10 protein-coding genes are annotated in these 23,324 nt (G+C 62.5%); 6 read left to right on the top strand and 4 right to left on the bottom strand.

The features are described 5' to 3' along the window. Positions 1-120: 120 nt before the first annotated feature. Entirely contained in the window at positions 121-13,119 is a 12,999-nt protein-coding gene (locus AC4IHP_RS25225; RefSeq protein WP_490833016.1) for a non-ribosomal peptide synthetase, read from the bottom strand. A 371-nt stretch (positions 13,120-13,490) separates the two neighbouring features. Here AC4IHP_RS25225 and AC4IHP_RS25220 point away from each other — a divergent pair, with 371 nt between their 5' ends. Beyond that, positions 13,491-14,045 carry an RNA polymerase factor sigma-70 gene (locus tag AC4IHP_RS25220; protein WP_008088195.1) on the top strand — a complete coding sequence of 185 codons (555 nt, stop codon included), beginning with the start codon at positions 13,491-13,493 and terminating at the stop codon, positions 14,043-14,045. Positions 14,046-14,181: 136 nt separating this feature from the next. On the opposite strand, the gene AC4IHP_RS25215 is transcribed toward AC4IHP_RS25220, so the two are convergent. From AC4IHP_RS25215 to AC4IHP_RS25205, 3 genes are all read right to left on the bottom strand, one after another. After that, complete coding sequence (locus AC4IHP_RS25215) at positions 14,182-15,195, bottom strand: GNAT family N-acetyltransferase (RefSeq protein WP_490833015.1); 1,014 nt, start codon at positions 15,193-15,195, stop codon at positions 14,182-14,184. Between the two features lie 85 nt (positions 15,196-15,280). After that, positions 15,281-16,078, bottom strand: a complete 798-nt coding sequence (locus AC4IHP_RS25210) for a substrate-binding periplasmic protein (protein WP_490833014.1) — start codon at positions 16,076-16,078, stop codon at positions 15,281-15,283. A gap of 93 nt (positions 16,079-16,171) precedes the next feature. Continuing rightward, complete coding sequence (locus tag AC4IHP_RS25205; protein WP_016770820.1) at positions 16,172-16,795, bottom strand: TetR/AcrR family transcriptional regulator; 624 nt, start codon at positions 16,793-16,795, stop codon at positions 16,172-16,174. A 184-nt stretch (positions 16,796-16,979) separates the two neighbouring features. On the opposite strand from AC4IHP_RS25205, the gene AC4IHP_RS25200 reads away from it, so the two are divergent. The 5 genes from AC4IHP_RS25200 to AC4IHP_RS25180 are packed head-to-tail and all read left to right on the top strand — an operon-like array spanning position 16,980 to position 23,263. Continuing rightward, on the top strand, positions 16,980-18,764 hold the full coding sequence (locus tag AC4IHP_RS25200) for an acyclic terpene utilization AtuA family protein (protein WP_490833013.1): 1,785 nt from the start codon (positions 16,980-16,982) through the stop codon (positions 18,762-18,764). A 12-nt stretch (positions 18,765-18,776) separates the two neighbouring features. After that, positions 18,777-19,661: an SDR family oxidoreductase gene (locus AC4IHP_RS25195; protein WP_490833012.1), complete on the top strand. Its 885-nt coding sequence runs from the start codon at positions 18,777-18,779 to the stop codon at positions 19,659-19,661. Positions 19,662-19,664: 3 nt separating this feature from the next. After that, positions 19,665-21,281 (top strand): acyl-CoA carboxylase subunit beta, encoded by a 1,617-nt coding sequence (locus AC4IHP_RS25190; protein ID WP_490833011.1) that lies wholly within the window; start codon positions 19,665-19,667, stop codon positions 21,279-21,281. A gap of 30 nt (positions 21,282-21,311) precedes the next feature. After that, positions 21,312-22,469: a citronellyl-CoA dehydrogenase gene (gene atuD, locus AC4IHP_RS25185; RefSeq protein ID WP_490833010.1), complete on the top strand. Its 1,158-nt coding sequence runs from the start codon at positions 21,312-21,314 to the stop codon at positions 22,467-22,469. Then, positions 22,466-23,263: an enoyl-CoA hydratase/isomerase family protein gene (locus tag AC4IHP_RS25180; RefSeq protein ID WP_490833009.1), complete on the top strand. Its 798-nt coding sequence runs from the start codon at positions 22,466-22,468 to the stop codon at positions 23,261-23,263. The genes atuD and AC4IHP_RS25180 overlap by 4 nt, the downstream gene beginning before the upstream one ends. Positions 23,264-23,324: the final 61 nt, after the last annotated feature.

The raw sequence follows: 23,324 nt of genomic DNA, 5'->3' as shown, positions 1-23,324 counted from the left end.
GTACGGCAATGTACAGACGCCATTCGCGAGCAGGCTCGCTCCCACAGGGGTTTGTGAACACCACAGATCCCCTGTGGGAGCGAGCCTGCTCGCGAAGAGGCCGGCCCAGGCACCGAAGAACTACAGCCCCTCCAGCTCCGCCATCAGATCATTCAACCGATCAACCTTCTCTTCAGTCATATCACTGGCCGCCAGTCCATCGATGTATTCGGCCAGTTCTTCCACCGTGCTGCACTCGAACATCGCGCGCAGCGGCACATTGCGTTGCAGGGCTTTCTGTACCCGCGATGCAATTTGCGTGGCCAGCAGCGAATGCCCGCCCAGTTCGAAGAAATTGTCGCGCACGCCGACCCTTTCCACTTGCAGCACCTCAGCCCAGATATCAGCCAGGGTCTGCTCCAGCTGATTGCGCGGCGCCAGATAATCCTCGCTCTGCAACTGACCGATCTCCAGGGCCGGCAAGGCTTTGCGGTCGAGTTTGCCGTTGGCATTGAGTGGCATCTGCTCCAGCCACAGCCAGTGCAGCGGCACCATGTACTCCGGCAATTCGGCGCGCAGGCGCTGCTTGATCCGTTCCAGGCATTCGCCCGGATTGAACGCTGCATCGGCCGCGACCAGATAACCCACCAAGTGCTTGCCGTTGACGCCTTCCTGCACGCCAACCGCCGCGTCACGCACTTGCGGTTGTTCGTGCAGACGCGCTTCGATTTCACCCAGCTCGATGCGGTAACCGCGAATCTTCACTTGATGATCGACGCGGCCGACGTATTCCAGCACGCCATCGGTGCGGCGCCGCGCCAGGTCACCGGTGCGGTACAGGCGCTCGCCCGGCGCACCGAAAGGGTTCGGCACGAACACCGGCGCGGTGCGCAGCGGATCGCTGACGTAGCCGCGCCCGACACCGGTGCCAGCCACACACAACTCGCCCACCGCGCCCAGCGGCACCAGATCCAGCGCGCCATCGAGCAGATAGAGCACGTTGTTGTCGGTTGGCGTGCCGATCGGCAAATAGCTGCCGCGCGTCGACGCCATGTCGACGCGGAAGAACGCCACGTCGTCGGAGCATTCCGCCGGGCCATAGGCGTTGACCAGACCAATGTCCGGATAACGCAGCAGCCATTGATGGGCCAGTTCCGGCGGCATCGCTTCCCCGGTCGGCAGCATCCAGCGCAGACCGTCGAGGCTCAGACGCTCGGAGGCGAGCATGCCCTGAATCAGCGATGGCACACTCTCGAGCACAGTGATGCCCTGCGCCTGCACATGCGCCAGCAAACCTTGCGGATCGTGGGCAAGCGCATTCGGCACGATATCGACCCGCGCGCCGAACAACGGCGCGGCGAGGAATTGCCAGACAGAAATGTCGAAGCTTTGCGAAGCGGTCTGGGCAATCACATCGGCCTCGCTCAAGTCGAGGTACGGACGTTTGCTCAACTGGTTGTTGAGCATGCCGCGCTGCTCGACCATCACGCCTTTAGGCAGCCCGGTCGAACCCGAGGTGTAGATCACATAGGCGAGATTGTCCGGGCCACTGTGGATGCCAGGATTGTGCGTCGCTGCGGCCGACGCCTGGACCTCTTCCCACACCAGCAGGCGTGGACGATTCGAACAGCCAAACTCTTCGAGCAAGCTCTGCGCCTGTTCACGGCAGGCTGCGCTGCACACCAGCAACGGCGTGCGGCTGAGCTCGATGATGCGGCTCAGGCGCTGGCTCGGCAGGCCCGGATCCAGCGGCAAATAACCAGCACCAGCCTTGAAGCTGCCGATGATCATGCCGAGCAGGTCGAGATTACGCTCGGCCAGCAGCGCCACAGGTTGGTCCATCCGTACACCGGCAGCGACCAGTGCATGGCCGAGGCGGTTGGCGTCGAGGTTCAGTTCGGCATAGCTCAATTGCTCATCAAGGCAACTGGCGGCAATACGCTGCGGATGCGCCGCGACCTGCGCTTCGAACAGCGCCACGTAGCTTTGCTCCAGCGGATAGTCGTGGCCGCTCTGGTTGCAGCCGTGCAGGAGAAAATCGCGCTCTTCGTCGCCCAGCAGCGGCAAATCGGCCATGTCGCCATGGAAGCCGTCGACCAGCGCCAGCAGCAGGCGCTTGAACTCAGCGAGCATGCGCTCGACCGTCGACTCGTCGAAGTAACGCTGGTCGTAGGACAGGTGCAAGCCAAGGTCGTCGCCCGGGTAGCACACCGCTGTCAGCGGAAAGTTGGTGTGGGTACGGCCGGAGTCCGAGGTCGCATTCAAACTCTGCGCACGGTCGAGCACCGAGACTTCCACCGGAGCATTTTCGAAGACGAAGAGGCTGTCGAACAGCGGCTGGCCTTTGGGTAATTCGCTCTGTTCCTGGATGTTCACCAGCGGCAGGTATTCGTACTCGCGCAGTTGCATGTTGCTGTCGAGCAACGCGCTGAGCCACTGGCGCACGCTGCTGCGCTGATCGTCCGCAGGCATCTTCACCCGCAGCGCAATGCTGTTGATGAACAGACCGACAGTGCGCTGCATTTCCGGCATCTCCACCGGACGCCCGGCCACAGTCACGCCGAAGAGCACGTCGCGATCGCCGCTCAGGCGCCGCAAAACCAACGCCCACGCCGCCTGGGCAAAAGTGTTGACGGTCAGTTGATGAGCCTGCGCCAGTTCCCGCAGCCGTGCACCGTCCTCGGCATTAAGACGGGTGTAGCGGTCGCCGACGATCATGCCGCCGCTTTCGCCTGCGTGTTCGCGCAGGAACGGCCGATCGCTCGGGATCGGCGTGGTGCGTTCGAAGCCTTGCAGATTCTGCCGCCACCACTGTCGCGCCTCGGCCAGGCTCTGGCGTTGCAGCCAGCCGATGTAGTCGCGATAGCGCGGCGGCACACTCAACTGCGCTTCACGACCTTCACCGAGGGCGGTGTAGATTTCGAAGAAATCGTTCATCAGCAGCGAACGGCACCACGCATCGATGAGGATGTGGTGGTTGCTCATCATGAACCAGTAGCGCGCCGCGCCGACCTTGATCAGGCGCAGGTGGAACGGCGCCTGATTGAGCAGATCGAAACCGGCCTCGCGCTCGCTTTTCAGCAGCGCTTGCAGCTGCGGTTCCTGCTCGGTTTCGGCAACAGCGCTCCAGTCCAGATACTCGATCGGCGTGCGTCCCGGCGTGTGAATCACTTGCAGCATGTCTTCGCCAACGTTCCAGCAGAAGGACGCGCGCAACGCTTCGTGACGAGCGACAACCGCTTGCCAGGCCTGGGCGAAACGCTCGGGGTCGAGCTCGCTGTTGATGCGATAACGATCCTGCATGTAGTACAGACCGGTGCCCGGCTCGAGCAAGGTGTGCAGCAACATGCCCTCCTGCATCGGCGTCAGCGGGTAGACATCTTCGATGTGCGCAGCCGGCACCGGCAACGCATCGAGTTGCGCCTGAGTCAGTTTCGCCAGCGGGAAATCCGACGGTGTCAGACCACCAGCGTCGTCTAGCAGGCAGTGATGGATCAGGCTCTGCAGTTCGCCGAGATAGGCATCGGCCAGATCATTGATCGTCTGCGCCGCGTAACGCTCGGCGCTGAAGGTCCAGCGCAGCAGCAACTCGCCACCGTAGACCTGACTGTCGACGCTCAACTCGTTCGGCAATGGCGCCTGCGGATCATGAGCGGCTCCGACTGGCTCATCGAGAGGACGCAACAGCGCATCGCTGCCGAAGCTCTGGTCGAACTGGCCGAGGTAGTTGAAGGTGACCTGCGCCTGCGGCAGCGCGGCCATGCGCTGGCGGCAGCCGTCATCGGCCAGATAACGCAACACGCCATAACCGAGACCTTTATGCGGAACGGCGCGCAGTTGTTCCTTGATCGCCTTGATCGAAGCACCCTGCCCGGCAGCCTCTTCGATGTTGTGCGGGGTCAGGCGCAGCGGGTACGCGCTGGTGAACCAACCGACGGTGCGGGTCAGATCAATCTCGTCGAACAGGGTTTCGCGACCGTGGCCTTCCAGCTGAATCAGAGCCGAGGGCTGGCCGCTCCAGCGGCACAGTACACGGGCTAGCGCGGTCAGCAGCAGGTCGTTGACCTGGGTGCGATAAGCGCTCGGTGCCTGTTGCAACAACTGTCGGGTGCGCTCGGCGTCGAGGCGCACGCTGACGGTTTGCGCATGGCGATTCTGCCTGCCGCCCTGCGGGTTTTCGCAAGGCAGATCAGCGCTCGGCCCGGCCAGTTGCGCCTGCCACCAGCTCAATTCCTCACGCAGCGATTCGCTGCCGGCATAAGCCTGCAAACGCGCGGCCCAGTCCTTGAAGGCGCTGGTTTTCGCCGGCAGTTTCAGCGGCTGCGCAGCCTCGAGTTGGCGATAGGCGGTTTGCAGATCATCCAGCAACACGCGCCAGGAAACACCGTCGACCACCAAGTGGTGGATGGCGATGAACAGGCGTTGCTGACCACCCGCAACATCGACCAGCACTGCGCGCAGTAATGGGCCGTCGTGCAGGTGCAGACTGCGTTGCGCATCGGCGAACAGGGCTTCGCACAGGTCCAGCGAATCGAGGCTGAACTGCCAGAGCACCTCCTCATTCGTCAGTGGCTGGTGCGTTGCTTGCCACGCTTGATCGACTTCGCTGAAACGCAAACGCAGGGCGTCGTGCTGTTCGATCACTGCCCGCAATGCGTGCTGCAAACGTTGCCATTCAAGGGTCACGGTCGGCTCGAGCAACAGCGCCTGATTCCAGTGCTGGCGCTGGGGAATGTCCGTATCGAAGAACCAGTGCTGAATCGGCGTCAGGCGCGATTCACCGACCACCAGGCCCTGCTCGGCAGTCACTTGCTGAGTGCGACTGGCAACGGCGGCGAGCGTCTGCACGGTCTGATGCTGGAACAGATCGCGCGGGCTGAAGTGGATGCCCTGCTGACGCGCGCGGCTGACCACCTGAATCGACAGAATCGAGTCGCCACCGAGTTCGAAGAAGTTATCGTTGAGGCCGACCTGCCTGACGTTGAGCACATCGCACCAGATCTGCGCCAGGGTCTGTTCCAGCTCGTTGCTCGGCGCGACATAGTCCTGACGATTGAGCTGCGGGTCCGGCGCCGGCAAGGCGCGACGGTCGAGTTTGCCGTTGGCGGTCAGCGGCATGCTTGCCAGCAGCATCAGGTGGGTCGGCACCATGTAGTCCGGCAGTTGCGCCTTGAGGTGCGACTTGAGCGCTTCGCGCAGTTCAGCCTGTTGCGCTTCGCCGTGTCCGGCGACCTCCGTAACGAGGTAACCCACCAACTGCTTGCCACTCGGCGCATCCAGCGCCAGCACCACTGCTTCGCGGATCGAAGGGTGATCGAGCAGGCGCGTTTCGATTTCGCCCAGTTCGATGCGGAAACCACGGATTTTTACTTGATGGTCGATCCGGCCCAGATACTCGACCAGACCATCGGCACGCTGGCGCACCAGGTCGCCGGTGCGGTACATGCGCCCGCCATCAGCGGCAAACGGGTCAGCGACAAAACGCTCGGCGCTGATGCCCGGACGGTCGTGATAGGCCTGAGCCAGACCGGCGCCACCGACGAACAATTCACCGGTCGCGCCCTGCGGCACCAAGGCCAGATCGGCATCAAGAATGTACGCGACACGCGCACCGATCACGCTGCCGATCGGCACACTGCCAGCGCCCTCTTCCAGTACCTGCGGCGCCAGACTGGCCAGCGGCATGACCACGGTTTCAGTCGGGCCATAGGCGTTGAAGAACTGCGCTGGCTGGAACGCCGCGCGGATGCGCTGTAGATGCTCGCCAGTCAGCGCTTCGCCGCCGGTGATGATCATCCGCACCGGGAGGACTTCATTCTGCGTGGCAAGGAACTGCGCCAACTGGCTGCCGTAGCTCGGTGTGAAGCCGAGGACGTTGATCCGATGCGTACGAATCAAGCCGCAAATTTCCTCCGCGTCCCACTGGCCCTGCGCCCGCAACACCACCTGCGCACCGCTGAGCAGCGGCACCAGCAGACGCTCGGTGGCGGCGTCGAAGTTGATCGAATAGAAATGCAGTTCACAGTCGTCCGGGCGCATGCCGAAGCGTTCGATCACGGCCTGGCAGTGCATGGCAATTTCACCGTGGGAGACGACCACGCCTTTCGGTTTGCCGGTCGAGCCCGAGGTGTAAATCAGGTAGGCCTGATGCTGCGGCAGGCTGATAAACGGCAGCTCGCTGGCCGGGTAGTCGGCCAATGCCGCGCTGTCATCTTCCAGACACCAGCGCGCCACGTCTGACGGCAAGTCACCCAGGGCCTGGAACATCGCCCGATCGCTGAGCAGCAAGCCGATGCGGCTGTCTTCGATCATGTAGTGCAAACGGTCGAGCGGATACTCCGGATCCAGCGGCACATAAGCGCCGCCAGCCTTGAGAATCGCCAGCAGGCCGATGACCATTTCCAGCGAACGCTCCAGCGCCAGACCGACCCGCACTTGCGGGCCGACGCCGCGCTCACGCAGCGCCCAGGCCAGACGATTGGCCCGGGCATCGAGTTCAGCGTAGCTCAGGGTCTGCCCGGCGAAGGTCAGCGCCGGCGCGTCTTGGCGCGCCAGTGCCTGTTCGGCAAACAGATGATGAATGCACTGGTCGAGACGATGCTCGCCGGGCTCGATACCGAGGCTGTCGAGCAGGTGTTGTTGCTCGGTGTCGTCGAGCAAAGGCAGTTCGCTGAGGCGTTGCTGCGGATCAGCGATCAACGCTTCAAGCAGGTTGCGCCAATGCCTGGCCATACGCGCGATGGTCGGTTCGTCGAACAGGTCGGTGCTGTAAGTCAGGCAGCAGCCGAGGCGATGGTCGAGGTCGGTGACTTCCAGATTGAGATCGAACTTGGTCGCCCGCGCATCGTTGGCCAGGTACTCGACGGTCATTCCAGCGAGGGTACGGCTCTGCTGGAATTCCCAGCGCTGCACGTTGCACATCACCTGGAACAGCGGGTTGTAGGCCGCGCTGCGTGGCGGCTGCAAGGCTTCGACCAAATGATCGAACGGCAGATCCTGATGGGATTGGCCTTCGATCACGGTGTGGCGCACCTGCTCGAACAATTCCCCGACCGACATCTGCCCGTCGAGCTGGCAACGCAGCACCTGGGTGTTGAGGAACGCCCCGATCAGCCCTTCGCTTTCCGGGCGGATGCGGTTGGCCACCGGCGCGCCGATGCGCAGGTCGGTCTGACCGCTGTAGCGGTAGAGCAGCGTGGCGAGCGCGGCGGTCATGGTCATGAACAGGGTCAGGCCGTTGTGCACATTGAATGCCCGCACCCGCGCGGCGAGATCGTCGCTCAGATCGAAACGGAACAGCTCGCCCTGATGGCTCTGTACCGGCGGACGCGGACGGTCGCCGGGCAATTCCAGAAGCGGATGCTCACGGCCGAGTTGCGCGGTCCAGTAATCGAGCTGACGCTGACGCTCGCCGGATTCCAGCCAGTTACGCTGCCATACGCTGTAGTCGAGGTATTGCACCGGCAGCGGCTCCAGCGGTGATTCGCGCTCGTCGACGAACGCTTCGTACAGCGCGCTGAGTTCACGGGCAAAGATGTCCATCGCCCAGCCTTCGGTGACGATGTGGTGCAGGGTCAGGACGAAGTAATGCTCATGTTCGGCAGTCTTGACCAGGCAGGCACGCAGCAACGGACCAGTTTCCAGATCAAACGGCTGGTGCGCTTCTGCATCGGCCAGTTGCTGGACTTGTAGCTCCCGGACTTCTGCCGGCAGGCTGGAGAAATCCTTCCAGCCCATGCGCACGCCGGTCTCGGCATGCACCTGTTGGCGGGCAACGCCGTCAACGCTGGGGAACGTAGTACGCAGGGTTTCATGGCGCAGGATCAGCGCCTGCAACGCCGCCTCGAAATGCTCGACATGCAGCACGCCGCGCAAGCGCGCCATGCCGCCGACGTTGTACGCCGGGCTGTCCGGTTCCATCTGCCAGAGGAACCACATGCGCTGCTGCGAATAGGACAACGGCACCGCTTGGCTGCGGTCGACTTTGCTGATCGGCAGTTGTTGGTTGGTCCGACCGCTGGCCTGGATCAGGCGGATCTGTTCGGCGTAATCGCCCAGTTCGCTGTGCTCGAACACGGTGCGCAGCGGCAGCTCGACGTCACAGGCCTGGCGTGTGCGTGAAATGATCTGCGTCGCCAGCAGCGAGTGACCGCCGAGGGCGAAGAAATCATCGCGCAGGCCGACCTGGCTCAGGCCGAGCACTTCGCGCCAGATGCCAGCGATCTGTTGCTCCAGCTCCGTGACCGGTTCGATGTGTTCGCGCACTTGCCACTGGGGCTCGGGCAAGGCGCGCCGATCAAGTTTGCCGCTGGGGCTCAGCGGCATCGCATCAAGGCGCAGCAATTGCGCCGGGACCATGTATTCCGGCAGCTCAGCGACCAAAGCGTTCTTCAGCCGAGCGATTTGTTCGTCGGCATTTTCCTGCGGATCGGTCGCCGTGAAGTAGCCGATCAGTTGCGCACCGGCAGCGGTTTCGCGCACCAGCACCACCGCTTGGGCAACGCCCTCCTGCGCAAGCAATCGCGCCTGGATTTCCTCCGGCTCGACGCGGAAGCCGCGCAGTTTGACCTGCTGATCGAGACGGCCGAGGTATTCGATCACGCCATCCGAGGACCAGCGCGCGCGGTCGCCGGTGCGGTACAAACGGGCGCCCTGCTCGCCCAGTGGATCGACGACGAAGCGCTCAGCGGTCAATGCTGGGCGGCCAAGGTACCCGCGAGCCAGCCCGATGCCGCTGATGCACAACTCACCCGCCACGCCCGCCGGTACTGGATTGAGATCGGCATCGAGGATGCGGCAGATCACATTGCCCAGCGGCCGGCCAATCGGCGAGCGCTCGCCATCGGCAGTTGTGCAGTGCCAATGGGTGACGTTGATCGCGGTTTCAGTCGGGCCATAACGGTTGTGCAATTGCACCGCCGGCAGTTGCGCCAGTACGCGGTTGCGCAGCTCGGCGGGCAAGGCTTCACCGCCGGAAAACACCCGGCGCAAACTGGTGCATTCGGCACTCAGCGGCTCATCGATGAACAGCGCCAGCAGTGGCGGCACGAAGTGCAGCGTGGTCACGCCGTGCTTCTGGATCAGTTGCGCGATGCGATGCGGGTCACGGTGCTCGCCGGGGGCGGCAAGCAGCAGACGCGCGCCAGTGATCAGCGGCCAGAAGCATTCCCACACCGAGACGTCGAAACTGATCGGCGCTTTTTGCATCAGCACGTCGGCTTCGTCGAGGCGGTAAGTGTCCTGCATCCATTGCAGGCGCTCGGCCAGCGCGGCGTGGGTGTTGCCGACGCCTTTCGGTTGCCCGGTGGAACCCGAGGTGTAAATCACGTAGGCGAGGTTGTCGCCGTGCAGGTGCAGGCCTGGTGCCTGGCTCGGCCATTTATCCAGGTGCAGCGCATCCATGGCAATCACGCTGACGCCATCGCTGGCGGGCAAACGCTCGAGCAATTGCGTCTGGGTCAGGAGCAGTTCGACGCCGCTGTCGCGGAGCATGTACGCGAGGCGTTCGGCCGGATAATCCGGATCAAGCGGTATATAGGCGCCGCCGGCCTTGATGATCGCCAGCAGACCGATCAGCAGTTGCGGCGAACGCTCGGCGGCGATGGCCACGCACACGTCCGGGCCAACGCCTTTGTCGCGCAGGTAATGGGCGAGCCGGTTGGCTTGCGCATGCAGCTCGGCAAAATCCAGACTACCGCCGTCCCACACCAGAGCGGTGCGTTGCGGGGTGTTGCGCAATTGTTGCTCGAGCAGTTCCGGCAGCCATTGTTGCGCCGGGGTGCACGGGGCCACGCCCCAGTCCTTTTGCTGATTCTGCTCGTTGACGGTCAGCAAGCGCAGGTCGCCAATGGCCTGCTGAGGCCGTTCGCAGACTTCGCTCAGCAGATTGTGCAAGTGCTCGGCCAGGCGCTTGATGGTCGCGGCGTCGAACAGTTCGTTGGCGTAGTCGAACGCCAAGCTCAGGCGCCCGTTGCGATCCTCTTCGCTGTGCAACTGCAGATCGAACTTGGCTTCGCGGCTATGCCACGGCAGTTCTTCGGCGAGCAGACCCGGCAGGCGCTTGAGTGCACTGAGATCGCGCTGCTGATGGTTGAACATGACCTGGAACAAACCCTGCTCGCGGGCCTGCGGGAAAGCTTCGAGCAGTTGTTCGAAGGGCAGATCCTGATGAGCCTGGGCGCCGAGTGCGGCCTGGCGGGTCTGGTTCAGCAGCTCGGCAAAAGTCAGGCGCGAATCGACCTGCGCACGGAAAACCTGGGTATTGATGAAGAAGCCGATCAGGCTTTGGGTTTCCAGGCGCGGACGGTTGGCGTTCGGCACGCCGATGCGAATGTCGCGCTGGCCGCTGTAGCGGTGCAGCAAACTTTGCAACGCAGCGAGCAGGAACATGAACGGCGTGGCCTGGTGGGCCTGCGCGGTCTGCCGAATCGCTTCGCTGAGTTGGGCGCTCAAACGCACGCTGTGGCGCGCGGCGCTGTGGTTGTGTCGGGCCGAGCGCGGGTGATCGGTGGCCAGTTCCAGCGTCGGATGTTCTTCGCCCAGTTGCGCTTTCCAGTACGCCAGTTGCCGCTCGCCCTCGCCTTGCGCCAGCCATTGCCGCTGCCAGTTGCCGTAGTCGGCGTATTGCACCGGCAGCGCTGCCAGCGTCGCCGTCGCACCTTGGGTAGCGGCGGCATAGAGGCGCGAGAATTCATCGAGGAGAATATTCAGCGACCAGCCGTCAGCGATGATGTGGTGCATCGTCACCAGCAATTGATGCTCTTCGTCGTCCAGGCGCACCAGTGTCACCGACAGCAACGGGCCTTTTTCCAGATCGAACCGAGTGCGCGCCTCGTCTTCGCGAATCTGCTCGGCGCGGGCTTCACGCTCGGGCGCGGGCAGGTCGCTGATGTCGATCAGTTGCAGATTGAATTCGGCAGCAGCGAGCACTTGCTGCAATGCCACACCGTCGCGCTCGAAGAAACGTGTACGCAGGGCTTCGTGGCGTTCGATCAGTTGCTGGAAGCTGCTGCGCACGGCGTCTTCGTCGAGTTCGCCACGCAGGCGCAGGCCGCCTGGAATGTTGTAGGCGATGCTCTGTGGATCGAGTTGCCAAGTGATCCACAGACGGTTTTGCGCCAGCGACTGCGGCATCGGTTCGCTGCGCGACAATGTGCTGATTGCATCGTGGGCGCTGCCACCGTTGTGTTGTTGCTGCGCTACGGCGGCGGCGAAGGCGCACAGGGTGGGCGCTTCGAACAGCAGGCGCAGGCTCAGCTCGACGCCGAGTGCTTCGCGAACCCGCGCGACCACTTGCGTGGCGGCGATCGAGTTGCCGCCGAGGAGAAAAAAGTGATCGTCGGCGTTGACCTGCTTGACGTTGAGTTGCTCGGCCCAGATTTGCCCGATCACCGTTTCGAGATCCGAAGTGCTGCTGGTCGCGGTTGGGATTTCGGCGGTCGTCGGCGGGAACAGCGCGTAACAGTCGAGACTGCCCTCGGCCAGACGATTACGGCACGCCGAGCGCTGCAGTTTGCCGCTGGAGGTTTTCGGCAACGCGCCCGGATTGAGCAGCACGACCACGCCTGGCGCCTCCTGATACGCCTCGGCCACGGCTTGGCGAATGGCTTTGATCAGCGCTTCCGGCGCCAGGATTTTCTGCACGCTGCGGCTGATTTCCGCAGCGATGCCGATGCCCTCTTCGCCGTTGTGATTGACCGCGAACGCCGCCACGCGACCCTTGCGCACCACTTCCACCTCACGTTCAACGGTCTGCTCGATGTCCTGCGGATAGAGGTTGTGGCCACGGACGATGAGCATGTCTTTCAGGCGCCCGGTGACGAACAGTTCGCCGTCACGGATAAAACCCAGATCGCCGGTGCGCAACCAGGTGCGGCCAGCGTGCTGAACGAAGGTCTTGGCGCTGGCTTCAGGGTTGCGCCAGTAACCGTGGGCGATGCTCGGGCCCGCAGCCCACACTTCACCGACGGCATTGTCGGCGAGTTGTTCGAGGGTATTGGGTTCGACGATCAGCACCGCGTGTTCCGGCTGGCTGATGCCGCAGCTCATGATCGCGCTGCCGTCGCCCGGCTCGGCGCGGTTTTGCGCCAGCGCCTGATCATCCACGCGCAGCGCCGGGATGCCGGTGCCGCGCGGTGTGCCAGCGACGAACAGAGTCGCCTCGGCCAAACCGTACGAAGCCATGAAACTGTTTTCGCTGAAACCGCAGGCGGCGAATTTTTCCGCGAAACGCTCAAGGGTATCGAGACGAATCGGCTCGGAGCCGGAATAGGCCACGCGCCAACGGCTCAGATCGAGACGTTCCAGAGCCGATTCGCTGACCCGTTCACTGCATAAGCGGTAGGCGAAATCCGGCCCGCCGCTGATGGTGCCGCCGTATTCGGCAATCGCTTCCAGCCAGCGCAACGGCCGGCCGAGGAAGTACGCCGGCGACATCAGAATGCACGGCACGCCGCTGAAAATCGGTTGCAGCAGACCGCCGATCAAACCCATGTCGTGGTACAGCGGCAACCAGCTGACGATGACGTCGTCAGGATTGACGTCGATGCCGAAACCGTGACGGATCAGCAGTTCGTTGGCGACCAGATTGCCATGGCTGACCTGCACGCCCTTTGGCAGTGCAGTGGAGCCGGAGGTGTATTGCAGGAAGGCGATGTGCTCGGCCGGCAGGCTTGGCTCAACCCAGCGTTCGGCCAGCGTGCTGTCGAGAGTGTCGACACACAACAGCGGCGGCGCGCCGTCGATTTGCTGCAAGGCGTCGCGCAGGTCGGCGCTGGTCAGCAACAGCTTGGGCTCGGCGTCGGCGATGATCGACAGCAAACGCTCCTGATGATGACGACGCGCGGATTCCGGCGGATAGGCCGGCACCGCAATCACACCGGCATACAGGCAGCCGAAAAACGCCGCGACGTAATCTGCGCCGCTGGGAAACAGCAGCACCGCACGCTCACCGAAACCGGCCTCGGCCTGCAGCGCAGCGGCGATGGTGCGCGCGCGCTGATCGAGTTCGCGATAGCTGAGCACCACAGCCTGATCGGCATTTTCGGCGAGAAAACGCAGGGCTGTTCGGTCCGGCGTCAGGGCCGCGCGACGCTTGAGGGCATGGACCAGGGTGCTGGGGAGTTCGAACGCGTCGGTCATGAGGTTTCCTGCCTGAATTCGGCTTGCAAGTGGAATCGGGTAGCTGCGGCACACCTGTCGAGAGGCGTGCGGGGCGGGGTCTGTGCCGACCGCGCGAGGCATCGGAATGCGCTGGGGCCGGGGATCTGCACCCGGAACCATTCACCAATGAGAACGGATGACGTCTGGAAAAAATTAGTCGGCAGGCGCGACATCCAGCGGGGCTGGGATGCGGCGGCGTGTCGCAGTTCGCAAAACACATCGCCTTACAGCAATACCTCTCTTTCTCATTTGACAATCATTATCATTCAACATAATTTGTCGCTCGATGTGTAGGACGGCGCCGTCCCCCGAGGCCCTCCCACTAACCTATTGGCAGCAAGGTGATTTCCATGACGGAACAAGTATCCACAAGCAGGTGCGATTCACCGCTACTTCAGGCATTCGTCGACAATCGACTGATTCTGGTCAAGATTGCAGCGCGCATTACCGGCTGCAGGTCTCGTGCCGAAGACGTGGTTCAGGATGCGTTTTTCCGACTGCAATCGGCGCCGCCGATCACGTCGTCGATCAAGGCTCAGCTGAGCTACCTGTTCCAGATCGTGCGCAACCTCGCCATCGATCACTACCGCAAGCAGGCGCTCGAACAGAAATACTCAGGCCCGGAAGAGGAAGGCTTGAACGTGGTGATTCAGGGCGCTTCGCCGGAAACTTCGCACATCAACTTCTCGACCCTGGAACACATCGCCGATGCGCTGACCGAACTGCCCAGCCGCACCCGCTATGCCTTCGAGATGTACCGCTTGCACGGCGTACCGCAAAAGGACATCGCCAAGGAACTGGGCGTATCGCCAACCCTGGTCAACTTCATGATTCGTGATGCTTTGGTGCACTGCCGCAAGGTTTCGGGCAGTCGGCGGGATGCGGTGATCGCGGGTCGTCGTTAGGATCCGGATTCTGCGTCAAGCCATTCGCGAGCAGGCTCGCTCCCACAGGGTTTGATCAACGACACAAATCCAGTGTGGGAGCGAGCCTGCTCGCGAAAGCGGCCTCAGATTCAAACGAAAGCCGAGGCCGAACGCATCAGGCCAGCTTGCACCGATCAAAAAACCGCTCCCGCCCCAGAATCATCAATGCCGCGCGCTTGTGCGGAAAATCGAATTCCTTCTCGCAGTGAAAGCATTGGTTGTGCATGTGCCCGATCATCTTCGCGTTATCTGCACGCGGCTCGGCAACCACGCGCTGGGTGCGCGGATCATCGAGAAACAGGTAATGCACCAGCGCCGATAACCAGCTCGCCACCTTGTGCGGGCCGCGATGACTCTCCTCGCCGACCAGCATGTGAATGCCACGGTCGTAATCGCCAGCATCGTAGAACGGCGCGATGCGATCTTCCTTCGCCCAGTAGGCTTCGAAATAAGCGAACGGCTGATCATCGAAACAGCCGATCAGGGTCAGCGTGTGCGGATCTGCATCGAGCTTGTTCAGATATTCGCGGTGCTGCTCGAGGCTGCCCTCCTCCTGCCAGAAACTCGCCACGCGCGGGCTATTCTGCCAGCGATTGAAGCGCGACAGATCTTCCTCGATTTCCAGCGTTCGCAAGGAAATCCACGCGCCAAGTCGCGCATCGAAACGCCGATAGACTTCACCGCGCGGCTTCACCGGTCGCAGCGGATGGCGCTTGCCCTGGCTGATGACCATTTGCTGCGGGTAGCTGCCGGTCAGTGAAGCGCCCAGCCACGGCTGCGGCAGTTGCCAGAACAGCGTGCGCTCGCAGCGATACTCACCGGCGACTTCGGTATTGATCAGCAAACCACTGAGCAAGGCTTCGGTCGGCGGCTGATCGAGTTGCCAGGTCAGCTGCTGGCACGCCGGGTCACGGGCGAACAGCCAATAACAGGCGGCCCACAAGGCTTGCCCGGGCGGCAGGGCAAAACGTTCATCAAGCTGAATCGGGCCATTGGCCTCGCGGTCCAGGCGCAGCCGAATCAACGGTTGTCCCTCCAGGCTCAGGCTCAGCCGGCTCTCGGTAGCATCAGCGATCAAGCGACTGCCCGAGGGCAATGCCAGGGCAGTCAGGTCATTCAGATTGGACATGGGTCGGGCTCACGTAATCGTCGACAGTTCAACGAAGTGACGTGAGCCGGGAGGGGAAATTTAAGCGCGGGACGAAAACAGCGCTTCAGTGATGAGGCACCGGCACCACCGCTATCCTATACGGCTCGAAAATCTTCAACAACTCGCCGTTGTCGCGCAAACGCTGCAACAGGTTGCCGAACGCTTCGCCGGTTATAGGAGCGCTTGGCCGCAGAATCGCGTAATGGTGATAGATCTGATCGGTACGCTGGGATGCCAGAAGCGCATCGCGAACCTTTTCGTTGCGCAGCAGGTAATCGAACAGATAGGAACGGGTCACCAGGGCAATGTCGGCGCGCCCGCGCAGGACCATCAGCAGGTTGCTGTCGTGGGAATAGGTCAGCGTGGCGTTGTAGTTGTGCGCGAGGAATTTCGGGTCGGCGTTGAAGTTGGCGAATTCGTAGTGATAACCGCTGAACAGCGCCAAGCGCTTGCCTGACAGGCTGGAAAAGTAGTTCTGCTGGCGGCCGTCCTCGCGCTGGGCGACAAAAATCTCGGCGTCTTCCAGGCCCATGTCGACATCCTCGTGAGGAATTTCCTTCCAGCCCCATTCGGGGTTCTCGAAGATCGCCATGTCGATACGGCCCTGCTTGAAATCCCCGAAACGGCGCGGGATCGACGTCGGCACCAGGACGAACTGATACTCGCCCTGCGAGCGGTTCAGCGCCTCGATCAATTGCGGCAACAGGCCGGTGTCGGCGCCGTTTTCCGGGCGAATCGTATAAGGCGGGAAATGCGCGGCGCCGACCCGGACCAATTGCGCTGACTGAGCGGGCAATACCCATAACGCAGCCAGCGCAGCGAGCATCAGCCCGGCGGCTGTCCGAATTGGCGAAGACTTCAAAACACCCCACTCCCCGAAAAAAATAGCGATCAATGCATTCAAGCTAGGCGGTTTCGCCGACTTAGCCAGTTTGTCGGCGGGTCCGACAACCGTTCAACGCGCTTCGAGGACCAGAATCAGCGCTTCATCGGCGAGCTGATCGAGGCTCAAACTGCCGCCGGCACGGAACCAGGTGGTGGTCCAGGACAGTGCGCCAGTGAGGAAACGTCGGGTAATAAAAACGTCGCCGCGAATATAGCCGGCGTCCTTGGCCTCGCCCAGAACCTGCAGCCAGATGTCTTCATAAACGTCACGCAATGCAAGGACTTTAGCCTGGCCGTCTTCTGACAATGAGCGCCATTCGTACACCAGCACCGCCATCGCTTCGCCGCTGCCGCCCATGATCGACTGCAACTCGCAACGAATCAGCGCCAGCACTTTCTCGCGCACGTCGCCGGCTTCGGCCAGAGCTGCGCGCATCAACGCGGTGTTGTAGCGGATGGTTTCCTCCATCACTGCGCGCAGGATTTCATCCTTGCTTTTGAAGTGATGAAAAATACTGCCCGACTGAATGCCCACAGCGCTGGCCAGATCACGCACCGTGGTGCGCTCGTAGCCTTTGTTGCGAAACAGGTGAGCCGCCACTTGCAGCAATTTGCCACGGGCGCTGTCCGGGTCGGTCAACTGGCCTTGGTCGACCAGTTCGCGCATGACCCGCAGGGCTTTTTGCTCGTCCACCCGTTCTCTCCTACAGTCGATCAGTGTGTTGCCCCCTGTAACCGCAGGGTTGCGCGCAATTTAAGCCGCGCGCGGGCACCAAGCAAGCGCTTGGGCAGAAGAATGTTTCGCCTGTTTACAAACCAAGCGCTTGCTTGGTAGCCTCCAGACACTTCTGTCGCAGGTCCCTGAGTCGGAGATAAAAATGCCCACCACCGTGCGAATCGGCTGCGCCAGTGCCTTCTGGGGCGACACCTCCACCGCTGCCGCCCAACTGGTGGCGGGCGGCAAGCTCGACTATCTGGTGTTCGATTATCTGGCCGAGATCACCATGTCGCTGATGGCCGGCGCGCGCCTGAAAGACCCGCAGGCCGGGTTCGCCAGTGATTTCATCGAAGTGCTGGCGCCGCTGCTGACGCAACTGGCCGAACAGAAGATCCGCGTGATCAGCAATGCTGGCGGGGTCAATCCGCAGGCCTGCGCGACGGCCCTGCAAGCGGCCTGTGACCAGGCTGGGGTCAAGCTGAAGATCGCCGTGTTGCTCGGCGACGACTTGCAAGGACAGCTCAAAAACCCCGCCGACATTCGCGAAATGTTCAGCGGCGCGCCACTGCCGCGGATGTGCGTGTCGACCAACGCCTACCTCGGCGCGCCGGGGATTGTCGACGCTCTGCGCCTGGGTGCCGACATTGTCATCACAGGCCGGGTGGTTGACAGCGCCGTGGCCAGCGCGGCGCTGGTTCATGAGTTCGGCTGGTCGTGGCACGACTACGACAAACTCGCCCAGGCCGCGCTGGCCGGGCACATCATCGAATGCGGCGCGCAGTGCACCGGCGGTAATTTCACCGACTGGCGCGAGGTGCCGGATTACGAGCACATTGGTTTTCCGATCGTCGAGGTCAGCGCCGATGGCCAGTTCCTCGTCAGCAAACCCGAAGGCTCCGGCGGCCTGGTCACGCCGCTGACTGTCGGCGAGCAGATGCTCTACGAAATCGGCGATCCGCAGGCCTATCTGTTACCCGACGTGATCTGCGATTTCAGCCAGGTCAAACTCCAGCAACAAGGCAAAAACGTCGTGCACGTGCACGGTGCCAAAGGCCTGCCGCCTACCGACAAATACAAGGTCAGCGCCACCTATCCAGACGGTTTTCGCTGTACGGCGAGTTGCCTGATGGCCGGCATCGACGCGGTAGACAAGGCGCGGCGCGTCAGTCAGGCAATCATCGACAAGACCGCCGAGATGTTCAGCCTGCGCGGCTGGTCGCCCTACAGCGAAACCCACGTCGAGCTGCTCGGCAGCGAGGCCACCTACGGCCCCCACGGCCAGCGCCGCGACAGCCGTGAAGTGGTAATCAAAATCGCTGTGCGCCATCCCGATAAACGCGCGCTGGTGCTGTTCTCCAAAGAAATCGCCCAGGCTGCGACCGGTATGGCGCCGGGTTTGACCGGCATCGTCGGCGGACGTCCGACCGTGTATCCAGTCATCCGCCTGTTCTCGTTCCTCATCGATAAAAGCGCCTGCACGTTGCAAGTCGAGATTGCCGGCGAACGTCATCCGTGCGCCCTGCCCGACCTGATCGCGCTCGACAGTGCAGATTTGCCGCTCGCCCAGCAACCGCCCAAACCCCAGGGCCGCGCCGATGCCAGTGTGCCGCTGGTGAAACTGGCGGTGGCGCGCTCCGGCGACAAGGGCAACCACAGCAACATCGGCGTGATGCCGCGCCATCCCGATTACCTGCCGTGGATCGCCGAAGCGCTGACCACTTCGGTGGTGGTCGACTGGATGCGTCATGTCCTCGATCCGGTGCTCGGACGTGTCGAACGCTGGTACCTGCCCGGCACCCACAGCCTCAACTTTCTCTTGGAAAACGCCCTCGGCGGTGGCGGTGTCGCCAGTTTGCGTATCGACCCGCAAGGCAAGGCCTTCGCCCAGCAACTATTGGAAATCCAGATCCCGGTGCCACAGAGCATCGCCGAACAGCTCGACTAGAGGATGGTGTGCATGGCTTACGCGTCGATTTTTCGCGCCGATCTGTTCAGCGGCCAGAACCTGATTGTCACCGGCGGCGGCAGCGGCATCGGTCGCTGCACCGCCCATGAACTGGCGGCGCTCGGCGCCAATGTGCTGCTGGTCGGGCGCAAGCCGGAAAAGCTGGAAAAAGTCGCCGCCGAAATCACCGAGGACGGCGGCTGCGCGCACTGGAAGGCTTGCGATATCCGCGATGAAGAAGCGGTCAAGCAACTGGTCAAAGAGCTGATCGCCGAACACGGGCCAATCCACGGTCTGGTCAACAATGCCGGCGGCCAGTATCCGTCGCCCTTAGCCTCGATCAATCAGAAGGGCTTTGAAACCGTGCTGCGGACCAATCTGGTCGGCGGTTTCCTGATGGCCCGCGAAGTGTTCAACCAGTCGATGAGCAAACACGGCGGCAGCATCGTCAACATGCTCGCCGACATGTGGGGCGGCATGCCCGGCATGGGCCACTCGGGCGCGGCGCGTTCGGGCATGGACAACTTCACCAAGACCGCCGCGTTCGAGTGGGGTTACGCCGGGGTCCGGGTCAACGCGGTGGCGCCCGGATGGATCGCCTCCAGCGGCATGGACACTTACGAGGGCGCATTCAAAGCGGTGATCCCGACCCTGCGCGAGCACGTGCCGCTCAAGCGCATCGGCACCGAATCGGAAGTCAGTGCGGCAATCGTGTTTCTGCTCAGCCCGGCGGCGGCATTCATCAGCGGCACCACAGTGAAAATCGACGGCGCCGCCAGCCTCGGCAGTCGTGCCTGGCCGCTGCACAAGGCCAGCCACAGCGAATCGTTCAATGGTTTTCACCGCGCGTATTTACCAGAAGTGTTGCGTCCCGACGTGCTCAAGGACAAGGAGTAAGCCATGGCGCAGATTCAGTCGCAACTCGATCCGCACAGCGAAGCGTTCGCGCGCAACCGCGCGGCCATGCTCGTCGCCATCGAGCAGGTGCAGCAGCTCGAACAGAACCTGTTGAACAAGGCCGCCGAAGCCAAAGAAAAATTCACCAAACGCGGGCAACTGTTGCCCCGCGAGCGCCTGAACCTGCTGCTCGACCCCGGCGCGCCGTTCCTCGAACTGGCCAGCCTCGCCGGCTATAAATTGCATGACGACAAGGACGGCAGTTCGGCCGGTGGCGGGCTGATTGCCGGCATCGGTTACGTCTGCGGGATCCGCGTTATGGTGGTCGCCAACAACAGCGCGATCAAGGGCGGCACGATCTCGCCGAGCGGCCTGAAAAAATCCCTGCGCCTGCAACAGATCGCTCGGGAAAACAAACTGCCGATGATTACCCTCGCCGAAAGCGGCGGCGCCAATCTCAACTACGCGGCGGAGATTTTTGTTGAAGGTGCGCGCAGTTTCGCCAATCAGGCGCGAATGTCGGCCATGGGTTTGCCGCAGATCACCGTGGTGCACGGCTCGGCCACGGCGGGCGGTGCCTATCAACCGGGTTTGTCGGATTACGTGGTGGTGGTGCGCGGCAAGGCCAAGCTGTTTCTCGCCGGCCCGCCGCTGCTCAAAGCCGCGACCGGTGAAGTCGCCACCGATGAAGAGCTGGGTGGCGCCGAGATGCATGCGCAGGTCGCCGGCACCGCCGAATATCTCGCTGAAAACGACGCTGACGGCATCCGTCAGGTGCGCGACATCATGCGCATGCTGCCGTGGAACGAACAGCTGCTCTGGCTGCCGGAGCGGCAATTCAAAGAGCCGCTCTATCCGGTCGACGAATTGCTGGGGCTGATCCCGGACGATGCGAAAAAGCCCTACGACGTGCGCGAAATCATCGCGCGGATTGCCGATGAGTCGGACTTTCTCGAATTCAAGGCCGAGTTCGATCAGCAAACCATTTGCGGCCAACTGAAAATCCAGGGCCGCGCCTGCGGCTTCATCGGCAACAACGGCCCGATCACACCCAACGGCGCGAGCAAGGCGGCGCAGTTCATTCAGCTGTGCGACCAGAGCCAGACGCCGTTGCTGTTTTTCCACAACACCACGGGGTTCATGGTCGGCACCGAATCGGAGCAGCAAGGTGTGATCAAGCATGGCTCGAAACTGATCCAAGCGGTGGCCAACGCACGGGTGGCTAAACTGACCATCGTTGTCGGCGGTTCCTACGGCGCCGGCAACTACGCCATGTGCGGACGCGGCCTCGATCCGCGCTTCATCTTCGCCTGGCCGAACAGCCGCACGGCAGTGATGGGTGGCGCGCAGGCCGGCAAGGTCTTGCGCATCGTCACTGAAGCGAAGCAGCTCAAGGACGGCATCGAGCCCGATCCGAAAATGCTCGACATGCTCGAGCAGATGACCGCGCAGAAACTCGACAGCCAATCCACCGCACTGTACGGCAGCGCCAACCTGTGGGACGACGGCCTGATCGACCCACGCGACACCCGCACCTTGCTCGGTTACTTGCTGGATATCTGTCACGAAGCCGACATGCGCACGCTGCAACCCAACAGCTTCGGCGTCAGCCGCTTCTGACCGCCACGGATCCTACGGAGAACAACAACAATGATCTTCACCCCGGAACACGAAGCCCTGCGCCGCACCGTTCGCCAGTTCGTCAGGCACGAGATCAACCCGCACGTCGAAGAGTGGGAAAAGGCCGGGCGCTTTCCGATCCACGAGATTTTCCGCAAGGCAGGCGAACTGGGTCTGCTGGGCATTTCCAAGCCGGAAAAATTCGGCGGCATGGGCCTCGACTACAGCTATTCGATCGTCGCCGCCGAAGAGTTCGGCACCATTCATTGCGGCGGGATTCCGATGTCGATCGGCGTGCAGACCGACATGTGCACACCCGCCCTCGCCCGCTTCGGCTCCGATGAATTGCGCGAAGAATTCCTCCGTCCGGCGATCACGGGCGAACAGGTCGGTTGCATCGGCGTTTCCGAAGTCGGCGCCGGCTCCGATGTCGCCGGGCTGAAAACCACAGCGCGCAAGGACGGCGATGACTATGTGATCAACGGCAGCAAGATGTGGATCACCAACTCGCCGAGCGCCGACTTCATCTGCCTGCTCGCCAACACTTCCGACGACAAGCCGCACATCAACAAGTCGCTGATCATGGTGCCGATGAACACCCCCGGGATCAGCCTCAGCTCGCACCTGGACAAGCTCGGCATGCGCAGCTCGGAAACCGCGCAGGTGTTCTTCGACAACGTGCGCGTGCCGCAGCGCAACCGCATCGGCCATGAAGGCGCCGGGTTCATGATGCAGATGCTGCAGTTCCAGGAGGAACGCCTGTTCGGCGCGGCAAACATGATCAAGGGCCTGGAATATTGCATCGACAGCACCATCGAGTACTGCAAGGAGCGCAAGACCTTTGGCAACGCGCTGATCGACAACCAGGTGATCCACTTCCGCCTCGCCGAATTGCAGACCGAAATCGAATGCCTGCGCGCGCTGGTCTATCAGGCCACCGAACAATACATCAAAGGTCAGGACGTCACCCGACTGGCGTCGATGGCCAAGCTCAAGGCCGGACGCCTCGGCCGTGAAGTCAGCGACAGCTGTCTGCAATATTGGGGCGGCATGGGCTTCATGTGGGACAACCCGGTGGCCCGCGCCTATCGCGACGTGCGTCTGGTATCGATTGGCGGCGGCGCCGACGAAATCATGCTGGGGATCATCTGCAAACTGATGGGCATCCTGCCGGGGAAAAAGAAATGAGCCGCCTGCCCGATTGCCAGACGCTGTTGCTGGAACTGCATGGCGGCGTGCTGCACATCACCCTCAACCGCCCGGACAGCCGCAATGCGATGAGCCTGCAAATGGTCGCCGAACTGCGCGCGGTGCTGGCGGCGATACGCGATGACCGCGCGGTGCGGGCCTTGGTGCTCAGCGGTGCCGGCGGGCATTTCTGCGCCGGCGGCGACATCAAGGACATGGCCACCGCACGGTCGCAGGGTGCGGACGCTTACCGCGAGTTGAATCGGGCGTTCGGCGCGCTGCTGGAGCAAGCCCAGCACACGCCACAAGTGCTGATCACTGTGCTGCAAGGCGCGGTGCTCGGCGGCGGCTTCGGTCTGGCCTGCGTCAGCGATATTGCCTTGGCCGATCACCAGGCGCAGTTCGGTTTGCCGGAGACCAGCCTCGGTCTGATCCCGGCGCAGATCGCACCGTTTGTGGTGCAACGGATCGGCCTGACCGAAACCCGCCGCCTGGCCCTGACGGCGGCGCGTTTCGATGGCGCTGAAGCGCAGCGATTGGGCCTGGTGCATTTCGTTGAACAGGATGCGCAAGCGTTGGCCGAGCGACTGGACGAGGTCTTGCAACAGGTGCTGCGCTGCGCACCTGAAGCGAATGCCGCGACCAAAGCCTTGCTACTGGCGAGCGCCGGGCAGCCATCGAGTGAACTGCTTGATGAGGCCGCGCAGTGGTTCAGCGTGGCGGTGACCGGAGACGAGGGAATCGAGGGGACCATGGCTTTTATGCAGAAGCGCAAACCTCGGTGGGTCAGCTAAAAGCTTCGCGTGCAGGCTCGCTCCCACAGGTTGAAATGCATTCCAACTGTGGGAGCGAGCC

The organism is Pseudomonas sp. UF-293 (genome assembly GCF_058245595.1).
The sequence above is the reverse complement of the archived record's forward strand: the minus strand, read 5'-3'. Positions and strand labels throughout refer to the sequence as shown.

Bases quoted from the DNA above. Each gene is read 5' to 3' on its own strand.
- AC4IHP_RS25225 (WP_490833016.1), bottom strand. From the start codon at position 13,119: ATGACCGACGCGTTCGAACTCCCCAGCACCCTGGTCCATGCCCTCAAG.
- AC4IHP_RS25220 (WP_008088195.1), top strand. From the start codon at position 13,491: ATGACGGAACAAGTATCCACAAGCAGGTGCGATTCACCGCTACTTCAG.
- AC4IHP_RS25215 (WP_490833015.1), bottom strand. From the start codon at position 15,195: ATGTCCAATCTGAATGACCTGACTGCCCTGGCATTGCCCTCGGGCAGT.
- AC4IHP_RS25200 (WP_490833013.1), top strand. From the start codon at position 16,980: ATGCCCACCACCGTGCGAATCGGCTGCGCCAGTGCCTTCTGGGGCGAC.
- AC4IHP_RS25195 (WP_490833012.1), top strand. From the start codon at position 18,777: ATGGCTTACGCGTCGATTTTTCGCGCCGATCTGTTCAGCGGCCAGAAC.
- AC4IHP_RS25190 (WP_490833011.1), top strand. From the start codon at position 19,665: ATGGCGCAGATTCAGTCGCAACTCGATCCGCACAGCGAAGCGTTCGCG.
- atuD (WP_490833010.1), top strand. From the start codon at position 21,312: ATGATCTTCACCCCGGAACACGAAGCCCTGCGCCGCACCGTTCGCCAG.
- AC4IHP_RS25180 (WP_490833009.1), top strand. From the start codon at position 22,466: ATGAGCCGCCTGCCCGATTGCCAGACGCTGTTGCTGGAACTGCATGGC.